Source organism: Cyclobacterium sp. SYSU L10401 (assembly GCF_010993705.1).
In the GTDB taxonomy this organism is placed as follows: domain Bacteria; phylum Bacteroidota; class Bacteroidia; order Cytophagales; family Cyclobacteriaceae; genus Cyclobacterium.
On the sequence record NZ_WOFO01000003.1, the window covers coordinates 423642 to 442530 of the forward strand.

Genomic DNA, 18889 nt, shown 5'->3' on the forward strand with positions numbered 1-18889 from the left:
GGTCCTCAGGGCAAAGGCTCGAGCGTGAAAAGCTGCTCCTTCAGGTCTTTGCTGCGGTTGATTTTTCCATCCAGCCAAAAGATCAGGGCGTCGAGCGATTCCAGGCCGGCCTTATGCCTGCCTTGCTCATAGGAGCGGAAACCCAGGATATAAGTTCTGTTTTGTGGGCGGTATTGTTGAAAATAAATTTGATCTTTTTCACGAATCAGGTCCAGCATTTGTTTTCCTGCCGATGAAAGATCTATAAAAAGCCCTTCGTTCCAGGTACGGTGATCAGCTACAGCCAATAATTGCCCATCCATAAAAAGCTGATAGTAACCTTTTTTCAAGCCTTGAATACTTATTTTAGGTCCCTGAAATAGGGTTTGAGCGTTCAGGTGAGGAAGGACACTTCCATTTAATGCAAATTGCAGCTGTCCATTCCCCGGATCAGCAGCCAATAATTCTGCCTGATGATCGGAGGTCAGGGTATTTGTTTTAATGTTGATCAGGATATCTGCAGGAGACAGTTTCAGCCCCATCTCTTCACCCATCGTTTGGGTAAATAACAGGTAGCCATTTTGGTTCAGGTGAACCCTGTTTGACTCCCAAATATCATCCGATTGCTCCCTTTCAATAGGTCCATACACATCAATAAATGCCAGGTTCCTTTCTTCAGCAATACGGGACATGCTTTGGTTGTAAGCTTTCAGGTTACTGATGTGTTGATCTGATTGTTCGGCTCCATTCATCAGGAGTTGTGGAATAGTAGAAATAATCAGTGCTTTGGTGCCCATTGCTTCCAATGAATCCAGCAAACGGGACAATCCCTGTTCGAATTCAACAAGCCCCTTGGATCCATTTTGCGCTTCCACAGTGCCATAGGCCAGAAAAGCCCAATCTGCCCGGGTGGCTTTAATTTGGCTGATCAGCAGGTCAAAGGGACCCGGAGGACTGGTATAATAGCTTCTGGCTTCTCCAAATACCGTGTCGCCCGACCAGCCCAGGTTTCGAAAGGAGAGGTGCTTTTCCGGGTGATTACTGCTAATCAGGTATTCCAGAAATCCATACTGTTGTTCGTTCTCCATCAGTGAATTGCCCAGATAAATCACCCGGTCTCCCTCTTTGGGGTCAAAGCTTGCCTGAGCAAACAGAGAGGAGCTGTAAAATAGGAGCAGGAACAGAAAAATTGTGATTCGGTACATGGGTTTACTTGGGTTATTGACCGGTGTGACTGAAATAGGCCACAATATAAAAAGGAAGCTTCATTTTCAATTGAAACTTAACAATATTTCCACTACTGGCAGGTTTATTGGACCAATGGACTGGTACGTGAAAAACTTGAGTAAATCCATTTACTGCGTTTAGAATGATGATTCACCGGTACAATTCAAGCTTGGTCAAATTTTGTTAAGCTCTCCTCTGATAAACACTCTTCCCTCCACCGAAATAATTGGTGTAGATGTGCTGGTAGACACTTACTGTTTTCAAGCTGACTTCTTCATCGGAATACACTTCCTGAGGGAGCCATAGGAGATTGTCGTAGATCATCCCCTTCACCTGGGCGGTGATCTGCCGACTTTCTCGCCATCGGTCTATTTTCAGTTTTTCCGCTTTCAGCTTGTCAAGTGTTTGCTGTGCAACTTTTTTGACGGCTTTCTTTTCTTTTGGTCCGAGTTCTTTTCCTTCCCGGAGGAGGTCAAACACCGCCAATGTTTCCTGGTCTTCCAGGTTTTCACGGACTGCTCTTTGCTCTTCTTCTGAAAGCGAAGCCAAAAAGTCTGATAGTTTGTTGAAGGCTCTCACCGTATTTTCCATTGATTTACCATTATTGTATTCGTCAATGATCTCCCTGTACCGCTCATAAAACTCCAGCCGCAAAGGGTTTTCTTTCAGCATTTGCTCCAACTTTTTTTCAATCGCTTGCTGTAGGTCATAAGTAATGGTATTCTTTCGTGGGGCTTTTTGGAATGCTGCTTTCAGCTTGTCGAAATCCAACTTACTTAGATCCACATATACTTCCTCTCGTGGATCGGCAACCTGATCCTCCAATAAAACACTTCTACTTACTACTTCCTGCAGCTGCATGACAATTTCAATTATATCGGCGCTCTTTGTCTTTTGGTTCAAAAGGCCATAAATTGCCTCTATTGCATTGTATTTCTTTACATAGGCTTTTACCTGTTCTTCAGGATAGAGGGCCTTGAACTTCCTGAAAACATTCCTGGCCATCATCTCAAAAGTGGTCCGGGTAGTTTCATTCAAGTTTACACCATCTCCTGCTTCCCTGATCTTTCCCAATTTTTGCATGGGTTGGGCATTGATCAGGTCCGAAAGCTGAAAATTAAGGGAGCGAAGATAATCTTCCACTTTCCTGATGGCTTCCTTTAATTCTATTTCCAGACTTGCTAATTCCTCTACGGGTTTGCCAGAACCATGACCGTCTTTTCCACCTGTACCGCTTCCTTTACCTCCTTCTCCATAGACAGAATAGGCCTTTTCCAGCTGCTCATAGACGTTGCCATAATCCACAATCAACCCATTTTCCTTCATGTCATCATAAACCCGGTTGGCCCTGGCGATGGTTTGCATGAGGGTATGTCCTTTGATTGGCTTGTCCAAATAGACCGTGGAAACGCACTGGGCATCAAAACCGGTAATCCACATGGCACAGACGATGGCTAGTCGAAAGGGGTTTTCGGGGTCTTTGAATTCTTTCTCAAGATTGCGCTCCACCATTTTGCGTCTGTGGGTTTCGATGTCCAAACCCATCTTGCGGAACTTGTCCACTTCATTTTGCTCGCTGCTGACTACCACGCATACCTCCGTGGTCTGGACCTTTTCATACTTTCTATGGAGTTCTTGAGCTTCCTGTGGGTCATTGGATGAATCGATTTGCGCTTGTAGTTCAGCCAGGTATTCCGGCCAATATTTCATCACCAGCTGATGCATTCGTATTGCCGTGGGTTTGTCCAAGGCAACAAACATCGCTTTACCCTGGTAGCCTCTCTCGTTGAAGTGCCAGACCAGATCCTTTGCAATGGCATCCAATCGGGGCTCTGCGGTCAGGATTGGATAGTTTTTTTGGAACAGGTAGGTGAGCTTCCTTTTCTGATCATCCTCAAGGCGCTCGTCTTCCAGGATTTCAGCCATCTGCTCGTCCAGCTCGGGGTTGTCGATATTCAATTTTTCTCCCCGGTTGATGTATTTCAGTGGGAGCGTGGCTTCATCGTCTATGGCCCGTTTGAAGTCATAAACTGAAACATATTCACCAAATATGTTTTTGGTCAGTTCTTCCTCATCCTTGATAATGGGAGTGCCTGTAAAGCCCAGGAATGAAGCATTAGGTAAACCATGGAAACGCATATTTCGGGCATAGGTGCCGCCTTGCGTTCGGTGCGCCTCGTCAGAAATCACGATGATATTCTTCCTTTCGGTGATCAATGGATACGCGCTCTCTTTCTCCGGATCGATCGAAAACTTATGGATCAGACTGAAGACATACTTGTGGTTTTGCGCCAGGAGCTCTCTCAAATGATCCCGGCCGGTCATACCCGATTTGTTTCCGGCAACAATGGACTTATCATGGACTACCCCAACGCCCGAAAAGGTATCATACAATTGATTCTCCAATTCCTGCCTGTCTACGGCAACCAGGAAGGTGTAAGCGCCCCCGAGCTTTCTGTGAATTTTTTCGCAAAGAAATACCATGGAGTAGGATTTGCCACTGCCCTGGGTATGCCAAAAGACACCCAATTTACCGTTCAGTTTCTCGATGTTGTGTACATTGGCAATGACTTTGTTCACCCCAATATACTGGTGGTTTTTGGCCATCAGCTTCATTACATCCCCTCTTGATTCATCAAAAAGCAAGAAGTTTTCAAAGATGTCCATCAGGCGATGAGGCGCGCAGGTACCCCGGAGCATGCTGTCCAGGCTGACCAGCCCTTCTTCGTTTTCTTCGATCCTTTTCCAGTCCAGGAAGTACTTATACGGGCTTGTGATGGTGCCTACCTTGGCATCGGTGCCATTACTGAGGATGATAAAGGCGTTACAGTCAAAAACATGTGGGATGGTATCCTTGTAGTCCTTTAGGTTATCATTGTAGGCGTTTTGCAGGTCATGCAGGTGGGCTTTGAGCTCCATAAATACCAATGGAATCCCATTGACAAAGCAGATGACATCCGGTCGTCTCAGGTACAGCTCTCCAAGGACCTCAAACTGACGTACCGCCAGGAACTGATTGGATGAGTAATTAGTAAAATCGAATACCTTGAGTTTCTTTTTGATCAATTCTCCCTTGTCATTGGTATAGCTGACAGGGACGCCATTTTTCAGCAGTTCGTATTTTTCTTTGTTTACCTTTCCGGCTGACTGGTCAGCTACTTTCTGGGAGATTTGCTCGATGGCTTGTTCGTAGGCCAGAGGAGGTAAGCTCGGGTTCAATTTAATCAAGGTCTGCTTGAGGTATCGGGTCAGGATTACTTCTGACTTATTATCTCTGCCTAATAGCCCCTCTTCGCCAAATTTCTCCTTCTTCCAGGCAGTGACCACCTCCCAACCCAATTCTTCCAGAACTTGCCGGGTGGCTTCTTCGATCAATCCGTCTTCTGAGTATTCGTAGCTCATTCTTCCTTCGACAAATGTTTTTTGAATAAATCAACCATTTCATCCCTATGTTTTTTGCATTTCTCCCAATTCCAATTTTCGTTTCTAAATATTAGATCTGATTTTAATGAATCTAAACGTCTTTTAGATAGAAACTCCTGCCGTTTTACATTGAAAATTTTGTGGCTGTATTCAGAATTCATACTTGAAGTGAGTAATACTAAATTCCCGAAATCGTCTGTCCGTCTTTTGTTTTCTTCATTACTCAAGCCATCTTCAGTTAATCTGTTAAGCTCCTCTAATTTAGGCTTTTGTGCCGATATATGTTCCACAGAGTTTTTGGCTGTCATTCTATACCCTTCCCATTTATCAGCATTAAACAGGGATCGCTCTTTCCATAACAAATACTCTAGTTTATAAAACCAGTAGCTTGGGTAACTCGTGCCTTTACCACTTTTCAAAAAATCGATAACAAAATGAATATCGCTTCTAAGTTCCTCTACTCCCTTTCCTATTAAATCATAGCTATTGATCCTGAGATCTTGCTTAGGATTACAAAACATAGCGTTGTCCAAGGCTTCCAAATAATGGTTATGAGAAGATTTCCTTTTTATAAGTCTATGCAATAACGGTGTGAGCCAGTAATGGGTAGTGATTTGCTGTGAATGATAAAGCATACTTTGCAAAAGAGCAAAACCTTCATTTTTCTCTGGTGTGTTGCGTTGAAAACTTGTCTCACTTTTATATAAAGGTTTGATGAGGTGGACTTCTACCTGTTCTTCATCATGCACCCATTTAATGATATGTTTATCGAAATTGTAACGCACCTCCCAGAGGAGCTCAATAAAGTCTTTTACCCGATCTGGCCTATGCTTGAAATAGTCTCCAAACTTTTCTTCAAATAATTTGATCAGCATCTTTCCTTTAACTTCCACAGATTCTCCTGCATATTGAAGAGCAATCACTTCATATTGAAAAATACGGAGTGTATGTAGTAGAAGCATTGGAAAGTCGATGATGCTTCTAACTTCAGTCCAAATCTCCGTTTCTTTTATTTCTTGAATCTCTTCATCTTTTTGCTTCAAAATTTCAGATAATGACGTAGCATTACTACCTTGATAAATAGCTTTTTGAATTAATAATTTTTTAACTTCGACGAGAGAGGGTAAATCATTGTCGGAGCTTCTAGCAATCAGTTCTTTCCATTCAAATCCTCCAAGTTCTTTTAGATTTCTCTCTATGTAATTGTGCATTACAGCACAAGAGTCCCAAAGTACACTGTACAGGTATCGCTCTTCTTGGCTTGGAAGCTGTTCGAGCATTCTAGCTTTAAGTATTTCGTGTGGCTCAAGTTGTGCTCCACGATTATTCATCTGCTCAAATACTTTTGTTTCATCTATCTCCGGGTACAATTCAGTATTTATGATCAGTACTTTTTCATAGATGAAGTCAATCAAGGTATCTCTTTCTACGTTCCCAAGCTCTGTATTAACAAATGCCTTGATGGTACCAGAAGCATCAATAATATTCCCTAGTTGTTCTCTATCCTCTTTATTAATTTTTTCTCTTTGCCCTTCTTGAAGGTAGTGATTAGCGAAATCCCTAACAGCAAAATGAAGCCTTGGTTTTAATTCCTTTTCTTGAGAATCATTTGCAAATTGATTTAGCCGTCCCCCTAATTCTTTTGCAATTAACCAGAGGGTTGTAAATCGCTGCTGTCCATCGATCAAATCATAATATTCTTTATTCTTAATTGTCATGATGCCCCCTAAGTAGAATCGAGCGTCATTTTGCTCACAAGCGGATCGAATATCTTCTAGCAAAGTCTTGACTTGATCTTCCCCCCAGACATATAAACGCTGATATATCGGTACATTAAAAAACATACCTTTTTCAGCAACTTTCTTCAGCGTGAGTTCTGAAGAATCTATCTTATTTTTTTGACTCAGTTCTCTCATTTAGCATTTTATTAATCCACTGCAGCTTTCTACTCATGGATTCCATCTCCTCGTTCTTCTTATAAAAATTAAGGACTCGGTCTTTATAATTTTTTTTCACTCCCCTATCAATATCTTGCCTTTTATAATGATCTTCATTTGTAATAGACTCAATAAACGACCACACTTCTTGCGGGAGGTAGGCCATTTCTATAACATCTAATAAGTTCTGAGGCTGATCTCTTAATATCTTAATTACGGTTTGCCTGACAATAGAATCTTGATTTATTCGATAGCTGCCCAATAAATAGTCCATCAGTAGGATAAAACGATCAAGTCCTGTTTCGCCAAATTTGTCATAATAGCATAGAACACAAAGCTTGAAAAACACTTTAAAATAATCGTTGAAACCTTCAATCAAATCCTTATAAACCAATTGTAAAAACTCAGGTGCACTTCCTTTTTCAAATAACTGATGGTGGAGGGCCACATATTTCTGAGTAAATAGGAAAAAACCAATCCCTTTTTGGATAGGTTGCCTCAAAGAAAAAGGAAAATCCTTTGCCGAGAGTTGCAACTGTAAAGGAACGGTCTTTAACATGATTCCACTATCTGGCTTGTAAATGAGCGTTTGTCCCAGCATGTTTCCCTGACTCGGAAACAACTCAACCTCATTTTCTTTGCTATTTGCTAAACCTTTTTGGAAACCCTCTATGATACTTTGGCGGGTCTCGTGATTTAGATTTTTGCCTTTCCAGTGGCGAGAGCGCCACAAATAGAAGCTGAATAGGTCTTTTAAAAACTGATTCTTATTATCTCTGTCCCAAACCCTTGCCAAAGCCTCTTGGGTCTCTTCATTCTGCCCTAAAGCTCGCAGGTGATACGATTTTAGGAAATCTACTCCTGCCAATGGAATGCCTCGATTGTTTTGACTATCAAAAAAAGAAAAAGCTTCATCTTGTTGGTCTGTTTCTATGATTGTAAAAACTGACTGATCAAATAGCATTTTTGCTTTACTCTGAAATACCCCTATATGACTATGTGCTTTGATAGCTTTATAATTCTTTAGAATGTTCTGCTTTGAAAGTTGGCTATGATAGCTCAAATCAGGAAACGGAAAATCATGTTGAACGCTCAGTATTTCGCTCAATAAAAGTAAAGTAGTAATTCTTTGCTGACCGTCAATAATTTCAAAAAATCCTTCTGCATCTTTACAGAGCAAAATTGTACCCAAATAATAGGGTTTAACATCAGAAACCTCGAAGTGTTCGTACAAATCTTGAAGTAAGTCATCTATGTTTCTTAGACGCCAAGTATAAGCTCTCTGATAAGTAGGTATCTTAAGCGGTTGCTTTTCCTTAAAAAAGTCGGTTATTGAGATACATGATATTTTAAGGCTTTCCGGCATTTATTTTAAAGTATTAACAATTATTTTTTGGTTTGATTTTAAATCCAAGTAGCGAGAGTAATAAAACATACTATCATCGTCCTGTTTTGTCATAGGCCCTTTTATTTCTTATAGCTCTCCGACTCTTCCGCCGCCATCATCCCGTCCTGATCTTTCCGCTCATAAGCCGTAAGGTCCAAAGCATCGACCTCAATCATCCCGGTAATCAAGCTGAGACGAAGGATATCTCGGGTTTCTAGGATTTGGCTTTGTTTTTTTGCTGCTAACGCATGTGGCATATATTTTTAAATAAAATTGCTTAAAGAAGATAAAACCTCTTTTGGTGGCCAAATAATCGAATAAAATTTAGTTCCCATCGGAAATGACGATTTCACTTCAGCAGCTCATTCGGATTCACGATAGGCAAAATAAATCCGGACAAGGCGGTACCTTGAAAACGTGTCAGCAAAATACCTCTAGAGGTACTGTAGGATACCGAAGCTATGGCATTGGATAAGCCTGCATCAACCACCAAAACGTCCTTCTCGTCTCTTTCGATCAGCTCTTCCAGATTTTCCACATGAAAGGCGAATAACATTTCAAACTCGCCCTTTGCTTCTGTCACTTCTTTCGAACTCTTCGTAGAAATGGTAAAATCCAGCTTGGCCAATACCACCTTGTTGGTTTCATCAAAATTCAGGTCCAGGTTTACATTGAACTCGTGGCCTGTGACCAACTGAGGCTCAAATTCCAGAGAGCTTTTAATGCTTGCATGGATTATTTCGTATTGAAATAACCGCAACTTGCTCACATCAAGGGATTTTTTCTTCGTCATCTCAGGCGACTTTTGGTGCGGTTGATCCTTTTTTGGGTTTTCCAACCGTCATTTGATCTGTATTGAAATGGATCTGATGGCTATACACTGTCATCTTGAGGGAGTAGCCCATATCGGATTTGAATTTTTTTGATTTGGGAACGCAGATAATGGGTTCGCCCAGCTGTGCCTGTAGTTTGGCAATCGACCGAAGCGTAAAATTGTGCTCCCCCTTCAGCCACTTACTGATCTCCGAAGGGTTTTTCCCTATGCTCTCGGCAAGTTCTTTTTGGGAATAGCCCTTCTCAGCGATCAATTCGTTGATGCGAACCACAATGTCTGAGTATAGGGAGACAAACTCCTTTGTTTCGACGGAGGTCTTGTCGAGTAGCTTTTGTGCGATCTTACTTCTCATAGCAGTATGTCTGTGTTTCCTTTATAGTCTTCTAATCTTCTCCTGGCTTCATTAACTTGTATCAAGCCTTCTTTTAAAGCCTCACTTATTTTTTGACAGAAGACCTGCGTCTCCTGAAATTTAAAACTCAGGTCCTCGCATTCTTGGTCGGTAGCATGGTCCTTAATACCTCCATTGAATAGGATCAGTATTTCCTGACTGACTTTATAACAATATAACCTTAGCGGGAATTTTGTGCCCAGGTCTTTGATTTCAATGATGTAGCGGTTGGGTTTAGGAGGCAGTGCGAATCCTTTGTTCTTGAATCGGTTGATAAAATCATCGGTAGCTCCATATTTATTTCCAATCGTTTCTATGATCAGCAAGAGTAATTCCTGTGCATTTGCGAAGTAAGGGACCGATTCATCCTCAAATCGTGAAAAAAACTTGTCTGTTTCATTGAGGCTGTGACCCTCTTGCCTAAGCGAATACAGTGTGCATGCCGAACCTTCATCGTCCCAGATTTCCAATGCAAACATATTTACTTATAAGTTAATTTCCAAGCCTGATTCACTTTTAAGTTAATTTTAACCCTTTTTTTATAGCTTTCTATTTTTTGAGAAATAGTTTACTTCCGCCTCCGCCGCCATCAACATCCCCTCCTGATCCTCTTGCTCAAAAGCCGAAAGGTCCAAAGCATCGACGTCAATCATCCCGGTCATCAAGCGGGGGAGAAGGAGGTCTCGGGCTTCTTTTAGGAGTTGGTTTTGTTTTGTGATGCTAAATAGTGTTGCATGGACTTTTGAAACCAAATTGTTGAAGGAAATTAAAAGCTCTTTTGCAGGCCAGTCAATTGAAAGTACTTTGAATTTTCCTTTTGAAAGCTCGGGAAAAGTAGCGCCTGTGGCGTAACCCTTAAACTCCTCAATGCGGGTTATAAAATTATAAAGTAAAAATTCCTTATGGATTAATTCATGAGGTGTCACGTTTATAAATCCCTGATTAGTAGTGAATGGCTTATCAATAATTGCGAATAAGCCAATGGTAGCACGGCTAGTCATCATAAATGAGTTTGGCTCCAATAATTTTGCGGAACTCTTTCTTAATCCCAACTCAGTAATTTTTTGACTACTATCCAATACTGCAATGCTGTTTGCTTTTGTCAAATCGGTTGGGGAAAACCAAGAAATATGACCTTCATTCCAGTATTCATCTTTTGTTCTGGAAGGTGTTCCTCCCCCTGATATGTTACAAGCTTCATCAATTGTCTTCTTCTCCCACCCCGCCGGCAGCCCCGTCTCCTTATTGATAGGAGTACGTTCATGCCCGGGGAATTTCATGCGGACAAACCACTCCTCATAGGTGAGTTGGGCTTTTTCTTCCAGCAGTTGGATGCGCTTGAGGTTGTTTTCGATCAGGTCATCATAGGCAGAAAGGATAGCGGCTATTTTGCGTTGAGTTTCAATTATTGGAAAATCAAATTCAAAATTTTTGATCCCTCCAATGGGTATCCTCATTTGATTTGCTGCACCTTTCCCCCTTTGTTGAATAAAGTGTTGAAATACTTGTGATTTACATAGGTAGCCTAAATAACGTTGTTCTATTAAGTTAGGGGCTTTTGTTCTTAAGCAAACGGCATTCTGATTTAATAAAAGGCCTACAGCAGTTTTTGGGATTGTAATTACTCTTCCTGCGGCAGAATTTACCAAAGACGGATGCGAACCAACGGTAGCAATTACAATGTCGAAAAGCTTAAGCCTGTTTCTTCGATATTTATGGAAACTCTCGTTATGCAAGTAACTAAGCTCATCGAAGGATATAGAGTCTTTATCAAAATTGGACACTTTCAGTACTGGGTAGCCTGTAGTCGAATATTCATTTGCAGTCCAGCTACCACCATTTATAAGGTCACAATGATCCTCTAGCTTTAGTCTCATAGGTTGATCGACTGGATTTGAGACATCAGCTTATTGGCTTCATTATTTAATTCAGCCAGTTCAGAATGGATCATTTTGATTCTACCTTGATAATCAAAGTCCATATCCAGTTCGATATTTACTCCCACATAGCGACCAGGCGTCAGGCTGTAATCCTGCGCAATCACTTCTTCCAGATCCACCACCTTACAGAGTCCTTCTACGTCCTGGTATTGGCCTTTGGGGAAGTGTTCCTTGAACCACCCTTCGACTTCGCTCCCGGTGACATGCTCCATTCCGTGATCTGCCGGGTCACCTCTAAATAAATTCATGATAGCCGTGAGCCCAAACATATGCTCCTCGGAAAAATCGTTGATGGTAGTCGTTACCTTTCGGAAGACCTTCCGGGCATCGATCATCAGGATCTTGTTTTTGTTTTCGGGCTTCTTGCCTTTGTTGTAAAACCAGAGATGGCAAGGCAGGCTTCGGGTATAGAAGAAGTTGTTGCCCACCGAAACGATGCACTCCACATGCCCGGTCTCTATCAGTTTTTGGCGGATAAGTTTTTCGGCATTGCCTGCATCTGTAGCGGAAGAGGCCATGACAAAGCCTGCTCTTCCCGTTTCGTTCAGGTAAGAATAAAAATACTGCGCCCAAAGGTAGTTTCCGTTCCCGATCGTGCCCTTTCCGGTGAGTGGAGCACCGAAAGGCAGGCGATCGTCTTCGGTCAGGAATTTGTTTTTGGCATCCACCCGGTCCACATTGAAAGGGGGATTGGCCATCACAAAATCACACTTTCCGGTTAGGTGGAAGGGGTTGGTATAGAAGCTGTTGCTCTCCAGGATCTTTCCTTCGATGCCATGAATGGCCAGGTTCATCTTCGCGAGCTTGGCATTGTTGCTTTTCAGTTCGGTGCCATACACCGTAATGGCTTCATTGACGCTTCTGTTCGGGTCATGGTCTTTGATAAAGTGTGCCGTCTGCACAAACATGCCGCCGGAGCCACAAGCCGGATCATGGATAATGCCCTGATTGGGCTGGATAAAGTGGATGATCAGGTTTACCAAAGAAGGAGGGGTGAAGAATTCTCCGCCTTCCTGGGCACCGGCCCCTTGCATGGAGAATTTCATCAGGAAGAACTCATAGATGCGACCGAAGACATCGCCTTTGGCATTTCGGACCGCATCCGCATTAAACACCCGCACCAGGTCTCTCAGCAGCTTGGCGTCAAACTCCTGATAGCTTTTTGGAAGAATACCCGCCAGATCCGGGTATTCCGCTTCGATCAGCTTCATGGCATTGTTAATGGCTTCGGCGATGTCTTCGCTTTCGGGAAGTGCCACCAGGTACTCGTATTTGGCTTTTTCAGGAAGCAGGATGGCTCCTGCGGCGGCATAATCATCTTTGGTGGCAGCTCGTTTTTCTCCGGTTCTGGGATTGATGGCCAGGTTCCTTTCCACCTGGATCTTGGCATCCTCATAGCGGTTCTGTGCAAAACGTAAAAGCACTAATCCCAATAAAGGGTCTTTGTATTCGGCTGCGGTCAATTTGGAGTTGCCACGGAGTTCATCGGCAGCGTCCCAGAGTTCTTTCTCCAGATTCTTGATATCTGCTTGGGTCATGTTTTTAGAAACAATGAAAAATAATTAATGCAAAAATTAGTTTTATTATTCGAATTTACCAAGAATAATAGGATGGAAGGAAAGTATTCTTGCAAATTTTAAAATAGCGAAAAGCGGCTTATTTAAAAAAGATGATTCAGATTGCTTCGCAGGGCTCTCAATGACCTGTTCTGCCGTCTATGGTAGACATAACATTTTTTTAAACGCAGAAAACGGGATGAAGATAGGGATTTTGCCATATATGGGAAAATAGTGTTTTTGTTCGTTATATTAAGATTATGGCTTAAAATCAGTTATATGGGTATATAGACTTCTCATTGTTTAATGGATAATTATGAGTTAAAGTTTATTTTGATAATTAACCGTGTTTTTATTGTACTTTTTGTCCCGATTTTTCATCGGGAACAAAAAAATCCTTCCCCCCACATACCTCCCGCACCCCCCTGAGAAAATTCAGGACAGGCCGGTTTTTTGTCGGGCCTGCGCTCTTTGCGTATTAAAAATAAAGGTCTTCTTATCTATAAAATTTCTTCAGGGATTATATCTTAAAAGAAAACAGTTTTAATTACGTCATCGGTAGGGTGCGTTTTTGACTATGAAAATCACATCGCATTAAATAGCATCCATGGCAGTCTGAAGGGGTACATATCCGACATTTAGATCCAATTACCATTTCCCGTTGTACATACGCATACGCTCCGGTTCAGATCGCTTCGCTGTGCTCGCGATGACGGTAGGTGTCGTCACGGCGAGGGTGCGGTGTTTGGCTATAAAAATTTATAGCGCATTACTTCGCACCCGTAGCAGTCTGTCTGAAGGGGTACGTAGGAGACCTTTCGATACTAATCCCACTTCCCGGTGGACATACGACTCCGCTCCGGTTCAGATTGCTTTACGGGGTTACCGATGACGGGTTTGCTAAAAAGACGAGGTCCTGAACAACAAAATACAAGGAAAAGTTGACATCTTCATTTTAAATAATTAGTTTTAAATAAAAACAGATGAATTATCCATACCTTCTTTTCCTGGCTATCCTTTTTTCAGGTCTCATCTCATGTAGCTCTTCCAGGGAAGAACACCATGAGCAGGCAGAAATGGACTTTATCCTGGTAGACTCCCTGGTTTTTGACGAATTACAGACTTTGAGGATTTTGGATTACCATCCAGGGGAAGAAATTTTCCTGATGGTGACCCAGGGTCTGGAAGGCAGGTATTTTATTATAGATAAAAACGGGGAGGTTCTGGCAGAGGAAGTGTTGAGCGAAGGCCCCAATGCCTTTGGAATGGTGCTTCACCGAGCCGGGTTTGTGCGCGATGAGCTCATGTTTGTAAGCGATCAGGAAATTTTTTTATATGATTTAAACCTGCAACAGCTACGAAAATTTCCTTTTGAACAAGAAACAATGGTCAGGATGGTTCATGCTCCCCTGGACAATTTCAATTCCTTCAGCCTGGACAATGTTCCTCACGGAATAGCCAACCTCAGTGACCGGCTATTAGATAAATATCCCGTCGATTATTTCGATACCCTGAATTATTTTCATTTGGTCAATCCGGCAGACGGGGCTGTGGTGAAAGGGGGGAAAATAGACGATAGCAGCATTTTCAAACAGGGTTATTTTTATCCGAGAAAGGATAAACCCGTATTTTTTTCTGATAGGCATTCGGAAGTACTGTCCCTAATCCTTCCCGCCGATTCTATCCTTTTTCAGTTTGACGAAAATTTGTCCTTGGTCAACAAGATTAGACTGGATAGGCAGCTACCGGACCAGCTTTCCCGCCTACCCATGGAAGAAGCAGGAAGAAGTGCTTTTGGAAAGGACATTACTCTAGGGGCCAGTTTTACCCATATGGCCGGTCAGGGAAATACATTTATTGTTGAATATAAAACGGGTATAAATCCGGAACAAAGCAGGGCAGGACTTAGTAGAGAAGAGCTTTCGGCCGTTATGGCAAGCAGAAAAACCTACTATTATCCCATCAGGGAAGGCAGGCAAATGGGCCAACCAGTTCCCTGGGATAAACCCGGGCTGCTTAAATTAGGACTTGGCGATAACCGGTACCTGCATTATGCAGAGCAGGCCGAAATACATGAGGAGGAAAAGGATTACCAGTGTTATTACATTTACGAGTTACGGGTAAAAAAATAGGGTAGGGGAAGACATTAGTCCATGTTTTTAAAAAATGATTCAAGGTTCAATCGAAACCCCTTAATTACGTTGGATTCTACCGCATCCCCTGAAGTAAAAAGCCGGGAGGGATGAAATTTCCCATTGATCAGGGAATAAATCAAAATCGTTTGTTCAATGGGATGAATGATCCAGTATTCCTTTACACCAGATTCCTCGTAAACTTCGTATTTGTTGGCCAGTTCTTTTCGATTGTTTCCAGGAGAAAGGATCTCTACGATCAAATCCGGGGCCCCAACACATCCGGCATCGTCCAGCTTAAGTGGATCGCAAATGACACAAATATCGGGTTGGACTACCGTATATATCTCTTCATTTTTTTTGGAATGCCGGGGCAATCGCACATCAAAGGGCGCAGCATAAGTTTCACAGGGCTTGTTTTTGAGGTGATTGAAAAAAGCATAAAAAAGGTATCCGGAAATTTTTTGATGCAGCCTGTTGGGTCCGGGGGACATCTTAAAAATCCGGCCTTTGATCAGCTCGACCATTTCATCCAGATCCCATTTGAGGTAATCTGCATAGGAATGGTTTTGATAGGCAAAATCGGGTTCTTCTGCTTTCGGCATAATAGCTTTTCTTTTAGGTTATTAAAATAAGAAAATCGTATTTAATTTTTAGAAATATTTTGAATTATCTTGAATAAAAGAAATACCTTGGAAGACAATACCCATCCATTAGATACAATAGATGGATCAAAGAGTTAATGGTTCCGGAAAATCCGAGATAAACGAATCTTTAAAATCAAGCATACAGGAATCAAAATATTCATTTCCTTTTAACCCATCTATTTTTTGATCTTCATAAAAAATTCACTATACATTTTAGGATTTTTCTTAGCTCAACTCACCATTTAATAAATAGGACAGCATATGTGTTTTTCAGCGGAAGCAAGTTTTGGGGCAAGCATTGTTTTGGGAACGATTGGTATAGCCACCATAAAGAAAACCCAAAATCCCCGATATTTGCCTTTTTCAGTTATTCCATTACTGTTTGCTCTTCAACAGTTTTCTGAGGGGATGCTTTGGATTGGATTGGGAGAACCCGAACATTCAAATTGGAGGTATTTGCCAACTTTGATTTTTTTGGGATTTTCTCAGCTATTGTGGCCATTTTGGGTTCCACTTTCAATTTTATTTCTTGAAGAAAACCCCATGCGGCGAAAAATACTTTCGGTCCTTTTGCTTATGGGAATATCTGTTTCATGCTATTTTTTATATTGTATGATTGCCTTTGATTTTTCTGCTGAAATTCGGTCTGGACACATTAAATATACACTGGATTTTCCAGTATTTTTGGAAAAATGGAGCGGTGTATTTTATTTTCTCCCCATTGCAGCAAGCCCCTTTATAGCAGGGAGAAAGGGGGTAAGGTTTCTGGGATTGGCAGTACTTGTATCCTTTATGGTCACTATTATTTTCTTTTCAGATCATTTAGTTTCCATTTGGTGTTTTTTTGCAGCTTTGTTAAGTATGATGGTTTTTGGAATTATTTCGGGAATCCATAAGGAAACAATTTCCTCTACTTGCATGCACCATGTAAATTAAGAATTGCAACCATAACACAAACCAGGAAAATGAGAATCTGTACTTAAAATCAATTGGTTACAGGATCCTTAAAGTTGATTTTTTCCACGGTAATATCTTTCATTTTTGCACTTACCTCAAAGTTTTTAATCGCCTCTATTACGTCATAAGAAATGGCAACCGATTTTGTGCAGTCAATAACTACCTTTGATCCGGGAGGGATTCTGTCTAATTCCTTGATTACACTTGCTTTATTAAAAAAGGAAACCTCTTCGGCAAGAATCAAATGATAAACCTTAACGCCCTTTTCATCTGAAATCTCTTCCTTCATGTGGTGAGAATTTCGGTAGCTATGATACAGGGTAAAAAAGCCTCCAACTATCATACCTGCTGCAATTCCCTGTAACAGGTCCGTTAGCAATATGGCCACTACTGTTACCATAAAAGGAACAAACTGCTCTCTTCCCAATGAATACATTTGCTTGAATAAAGAAGGCTTTGCCAATTTATACCCAACTAAAAACAATATGGCAGCCAGGCTGGCCAAAGGGATCATGTTCAAAACATTGGCAATTGTAATGGCACTGATCAGCAGAAAGAAACCATGTATGATGGCTGACATTTTTGTTTTTCCCCCAAATGCAATATTGGCAGAACTTCTGACAATGACCTGTGTAATGGGTAAGCCCCCAATCAGACCGGAAAGGGTATTGCCCAACCCCTGTGCTTTTAGCTCTCTATTGGTAGGAGTAACCCTTTTGTGTGGGTCCAATTTGTCTGTGGCTTCTACGCATAAAAGTGTTTCCAAACTGGCTACAATAGCTATTACCAGGCCTATTCTCCATATTTCAGGCATGGCCAGTGCCGAAAAATCAGGCAATGTAAATTGGTCAAAGAAATCGCCTGCACTATCAGGAACAGGGATATTCACCACCTGAGTGCTATTCAAAGAAAAATTCAAAATACCGCTTTGGTAAAGATAGTACATCAATATACCAACCAATACCACCACAATGGGGCCCTGTAACAACTGGAATATTTTATGTTTTTTAGTTAGGACCATTTCCCAAAGAATTAGAATGGCCATGGAGATCACTGTAATTAACAATGCGCCTGGGGTGATGTTTTGAAATGCTTTTACGATCTCAGTAAAAGTATTTTCGCCATCGATCTGAGAAAATGCAAAATCTCCCAATACATCTTTGTCCCATCCCAATGCATGAGGAATTTGTTTTAAAATGATCAACAAACCAATCCCGGTCAACATCCCTTTAATGACGGAGGTGGGAAAGAAATAAGCGATAAAACCCGCTTTGGCAAACCCCAGTATAAGTTGTATGATCCCACCGATAACTACAGCTACCAGGAAAAATTCCCAATTCCCCCCCAATTCTTCGATGGCATTAAAAACGATAACAGCCAGTCCCGCTGCCGGGCCACTAACGCCCAATGGGGATCCGCTGGCCATACCAACCACAATCCCTCCGATAATTCCTGCGATAATTCCTGAAAAAAGCGGGGCTCCGGAGGCCAGGGCTATGCCCAGACATAGGGGAAGTGCCACAAAAAATACAACGATACTGGCGGGTAAATCACGGTTCAAATCTTTAAACATATTCAGCTATTTTGGGTTATTTATATTTGCCATTTTGGTATAAACGATAATTTAAAAATAACAAATGGATTGGAAACGAAAAAATCCTGATTTTTGAATGTTTAAAAAGACTGGTTGAAGTTACCATTTCTTTTCTTTTTTAGCGGTCAGAAGAATCGTCACCATCAGATTCGGGGCATTTTAGGTAATCTGTGCAGGAATGATTTCAATTGGCAAAACCTGGATCTGCTGATTTTTGCGTGATCGCTTTTATTTAAGAATATTTAAATAAGATAATCATGCATATATTTGGTGAACTATTACAGTATTTTTAATCCAATCAATGCGCTTTCCTATGCCTGTCACAATTCAGCCCAAACCCGCCAGCTTTTCCAGAGTTACCATCACCGAACTGATGATCCCATCCTATGCCAATTTTGGAGGAAAAATTCACGGTGGAATATTACTATCCCTGATGGACAAGGTGGCCTATGCCGCTGCGAGCAAGCACAGTGGCGCCTATTGTGTTACCGTATCAGTGGATACCGTTAACTTTTTACAACCAGTCGAAGTAGGGGAGTTGGTTTCCCTGAAAGCTTCCGTCAATCATGTGGGAAACAGCTCCATGATCATTGGTATTAAGGTGATCTCAGAAAATGTGAAAACAGGGGTAGTAAAACATACCAATACCTGCTATTTTACCATGGTAGCTAAGGGGGAGGATGACAGACCCACAACCGTGCCTCCGCTACTGCTGGAGACCCGCACAGATGTAAGAAGGTTTGTAGAAGCCATCAAAAGAAAAAGCTACAAAAAAGAGTATGAGTCGCTTTTGGATCAGGTCAAACGAAACTGGGATCAGGAAGCCATTTCCTCCCTTTTGGAAGGTCAGCGATGTGAGGTGGCCCTTGAATTGAAAAAATGAC

The 18889-nt window shown here is 41.7% G+C and carries 15 protein-coding genes; 3 read left to right on the forward strand and 12 right to left on the reverse strand.

From position 1 onward, the window contains the following. Nucleotides 1–5: 5 nt before the first annotated feature. The 10 genes from GL182_RS09630 to GL182_RS09675 form a co-directional block, all read right to left on the reverse strand. On the reverse strand, nucleotides 6–1184 hold the full coding sequence (locus tag GL182_RS09630; RefSeq protein ID WP_163379444.1) for a GDSL-type esterase/lipase family protein: 1179 nt from the start codon (nucleotides 1182–1184) through the stop codon (nucleotides 6–8). Between the two features lie 205 nt (nucleotides 1185–1389). Continuing rightward, complete coding sequence (locus GL182_RS09635) at nucleotides 1390–4608, reverse strand: type I restriction endonuclease subunit R (protein ID WP_163379445.1); 3219 nt, start codon at nucleotides 4606–4608, stop codon at nucleotides 1390–1392. Further along, nucleotides 4605–6545 (reverse strand): DUF262 domain-containing protein, encoded by a 1941-nt coding sequence (locus GL182_RS09640; protein WP_163379446.1) that lies wholly within the window; start codon nucleotides 6543–6545, stop codon nucleotides 4605–4607. The genes GL182_RS09635 and GL182_RS09640 overlap by 4 nt, the downstream gene beginning before the upstream one ends. Further along, the gene (locus GL182_RS09645) at nucleotides 6520–7932 is read right to left on the reverse strand and encodes a DUF262 domain-containing protein (protein ID WP_163379447.1); all 1413 of its coding nucleotides are present in this window, start codon (nucleotides 7930–7932) and stop codon (nucleotides 6520–6522) included. The genes GL182_RS09640 and GL182_RS09645 overlap by 26 nt, the downstream gene beginning before the upstream one ends. 101 nt (nucleotides 7933–8033) lie before the next feature. Continuing rightward, a complete protein-coding gene (locus GL182_RS09650) occupies nucleotides 8034–8210 on the reverse strand; it encodes a hypothetical protein (RefSeq protein WP_163379448.1) in 177 nt (58 codons plus the stop codon). Nucleotides 8211–8302: 92 nt separating this feature from the next. Further along, complete coding sequence (locus tag GL182_RS09655; protein ID WP_163379449.1) at nucleotides 8303–8746, reverse strand: hypothetical protein; 444 nt, start codon at nucleotides 8744–8746, stop codon at nucleotides 8303–8305. A gap of 1 nt (nucleotide 8747) precedes the next feature. Continuing rightward, nucleotides 8748–9140 (reverse strand): multiprotein-bridging factor 1 family protein, encoded by a 393-nt coding sequence (locus GL182_RS09660; RefSeq protein WP_163379450.1) that lies wholly within the window; start codon nucleotides 9138–9140, stop codon nucleotides 8748–8750. Further along, a complete protein-coding gene (locus tag GL182_RS09665) occupies nucleotides 9137–9658 on the reverse strand; it encodes a hypothetical protein (RefSeq protein WP_163379451.1) in 522 nt (173 codons plus the stop codon). The genes GL182_RS09660 and GL182_RS09665 overlap by 4 nt, the downstream gene beginning before the upstream one ends. A 60-nt stretch (nucleotides 9659–9718) precedes the next feature. Then, nucleotides 9719–11056, reverse strand: coding sequence for a restriction endonuclease subunit S (locus tag GL182_RS09670; protein WP_163379452.1), 1338 nt, complete (start codon nucleotides 11054–11056; stop codon nucleotides 9719–9721). Beyond that, nucleotides 11053–12657 carry a type I restriction-modification system subunit M gene (locus GL182_RS09675; RefSeq protein WP_163379453.1) on the reverse strand — a complete coding sequence of 535 codons (1605 nt, stop codon included), beginning with the start codon at nucleotides 12655–12657 and terminating at the stop codon, nucleotides 11053–11055. Before GL182_RS09675 ends, GL182_RS09670 begins: the two co-directional genes overlap by 4 nt. A 1001-nt stretch (nucleotides 12658–13658) precedes the next feature. Between GL182_RS09675 and GL182_RS09680 the strand changes: the two genes are divergently transcribed. Further along, a complete protein-coding gene (locus tag GL182_RS09680; protein WP_163379454.1) occupies nucleotides 13659–14807 on the forward strand; it encodes a hypothetical protein in 1149 nt (382 codons plus the stop codon). A gap of 14 nt (nucleotides 14808–14821) precedes the next feature. On the opposite strand, the gene GL182_RS09685 is transcribed toward GL182_RS09680, so the two are convergent. Continuing rightward, nucleotides 14822–15412, reverse strand: a complete 591-nt coding sequence (locus GL182_RS09685; RefSeq protein ID WP_163379455.1) for a Uma2 family endonuclease — start codon at nucleotides 15410–15412, stop codon at nucleotides 14822–14824. Between the two features lie 303 nt (nucleotides 15413–15715). Between GL182_RS09685 and GL182_RS24485 the strand changes: the two genes are divergently transcribed. Further along, the gene (locus GL182_RS24485) at nucleotides 15716–16390 is read left to right on the forward strand and encodes a DUF6629 family protein (RefSeq protein ID WP_410492710.1); all 675 of its coding nucleotides are present in this window, start codon (nucleotides 15716–15718) and stop codon (nucleotides 16388–16390) included. Between the two features lie 49 nt (nucleotides 16391–16439). On the opposite strand, the gene GL182_RS09690 is transcribed toward GL182_RS24485, so the two are convergent. Further along, nucleotides 16440–17984, reverse strand: coding sequence for a SulP family inorganic anion transporter (locus GL182_RS09690; protein ID WP_163379456.1), 1545 nt, complete (start codon nucleotides 17982–17984; stop codon nucleotides 16440–16442). A gap of 334 nt (nucleotides 17985–18318) precedes the next feature. Between GL182_RS09690 and GL182_RS09695 the strand changes: the two genes are divergently transcribed. After that, a complete protein-coding gene (locus GL182_RS09695) occupies nucleotides 18319–18888 on the forward strand; it encodes an acyl-CoA thioesterase (RefSeq protein ID WP_163379457.1) in 570 nt (189 codons plus the stop codon). Nucleotide 18889: the final 1 nt, after the last annotated feature.

Bases quoted from the DNA above. Each gene is read 5' to 3' on its own strand.
- GL182_RS09630 (WP_163379444.1), bottom strand. From the start codon at position 1,184: ATGTACCGAATCACAATTTTTCTGTTCCTGCTCCTATTTTACAGCTCC.
- GL182_RS09635 (WP_163379445.1), bottom strand. From the start codon at position 4,608: ATGAGCTACGAATACTCAGAAGACGGATTGATCGAAGAAGCCACCCGG.
- GL182_RS09640 (WP_163379446.1), bottom strand. From the start codon at position 6,545: ATGAGAGAACTGAGTCAAAAAAATAAGATAGATTCTTCAGAACTCACG.
- GL182_RS09645 (WP_163379447.1), bottom strand. From the start codon at position 7,932: ATGCCGGAAAGCCTTAAAATATCATGTATCTCAATAACCGACTTTTTT.
- GL182_RS09650 (WP_163379448.1), bottom strand. From the start codon at position 8,210: ATGCCACATGCGTTAGCAGCAAAAAAACAAAGCCAAATCCTAGAAACC.
- GL182_RS09655 (WP_163379449.1), bottom strand. From the start codon at position 8,746: ATGACGAAGAAAAAATCCCTTGATGTGAGCAAGTTGCGGTTATTTCAA.
- GL182_RS09660 (WP_163379450.1), bottom strand. From the start codon at position 9,140: ATGAGAAGTAAGATCGCACAAAAGCTACTCGACAAGACCTCCGTCGAA.
- GL182_RS09665 (WP_163379451.1), bottom strand. From the start codon at position 9,658: ATGTTTGCATTGGAAATCTGGGACGATGAAGGTTCGGCATGCACACTG.
- GL182_RS09670 (WP_163379452.1), bottom strand. From the start codon at position 11,056: ATGAGACTAAAGCTAGAGGATCATTGTGACCTTATAAATGGTGGTAGC.
- GL182_RS09675 (WP_163379453.1), bottom strand. From the start codon at position 12,657: ATGACCCAAGCAGATATCAAGAATCTGGAGAAAGAACTCTGGGACGCT.
- GL182_RS09680 (WP_163379454.1), top strand. From the start codon at position 13,659: ATGAATTATCCATACCTTCTTTTCCTGGCTATCCTTTTTTCAGGTCTC.
- GL182_RS09685 (WP_163379455.1), bottom strand. From the start codon at position 15,412: ATGCCGAAAGCAGAAGAACCCGATTTTGCCTATCAAAACCATTCCTAT.
- GL182_RS24485 (WP_410492710.1), top strand. From the start codon at position 15,716: ATGTGTTTTTCAGCGGAAGCAAGTTTTGGGGCAAGCATTGTTTTGGGA.
- GL182_RS09690 (WP_163379456.1), bottom strand. From the start codon at position 17,984: ATGTTTAAAGATTTGAACCGTGATTTACCCGCCAGTATCGTTGTATTT.
- GL182_RS09695 (WP_163379457.1), top strand. From the start codon at position 18,319: ATGCCTGTCACAATTCAGCCCAAACCCGCCAGCTTTTCCAGAGTTACC.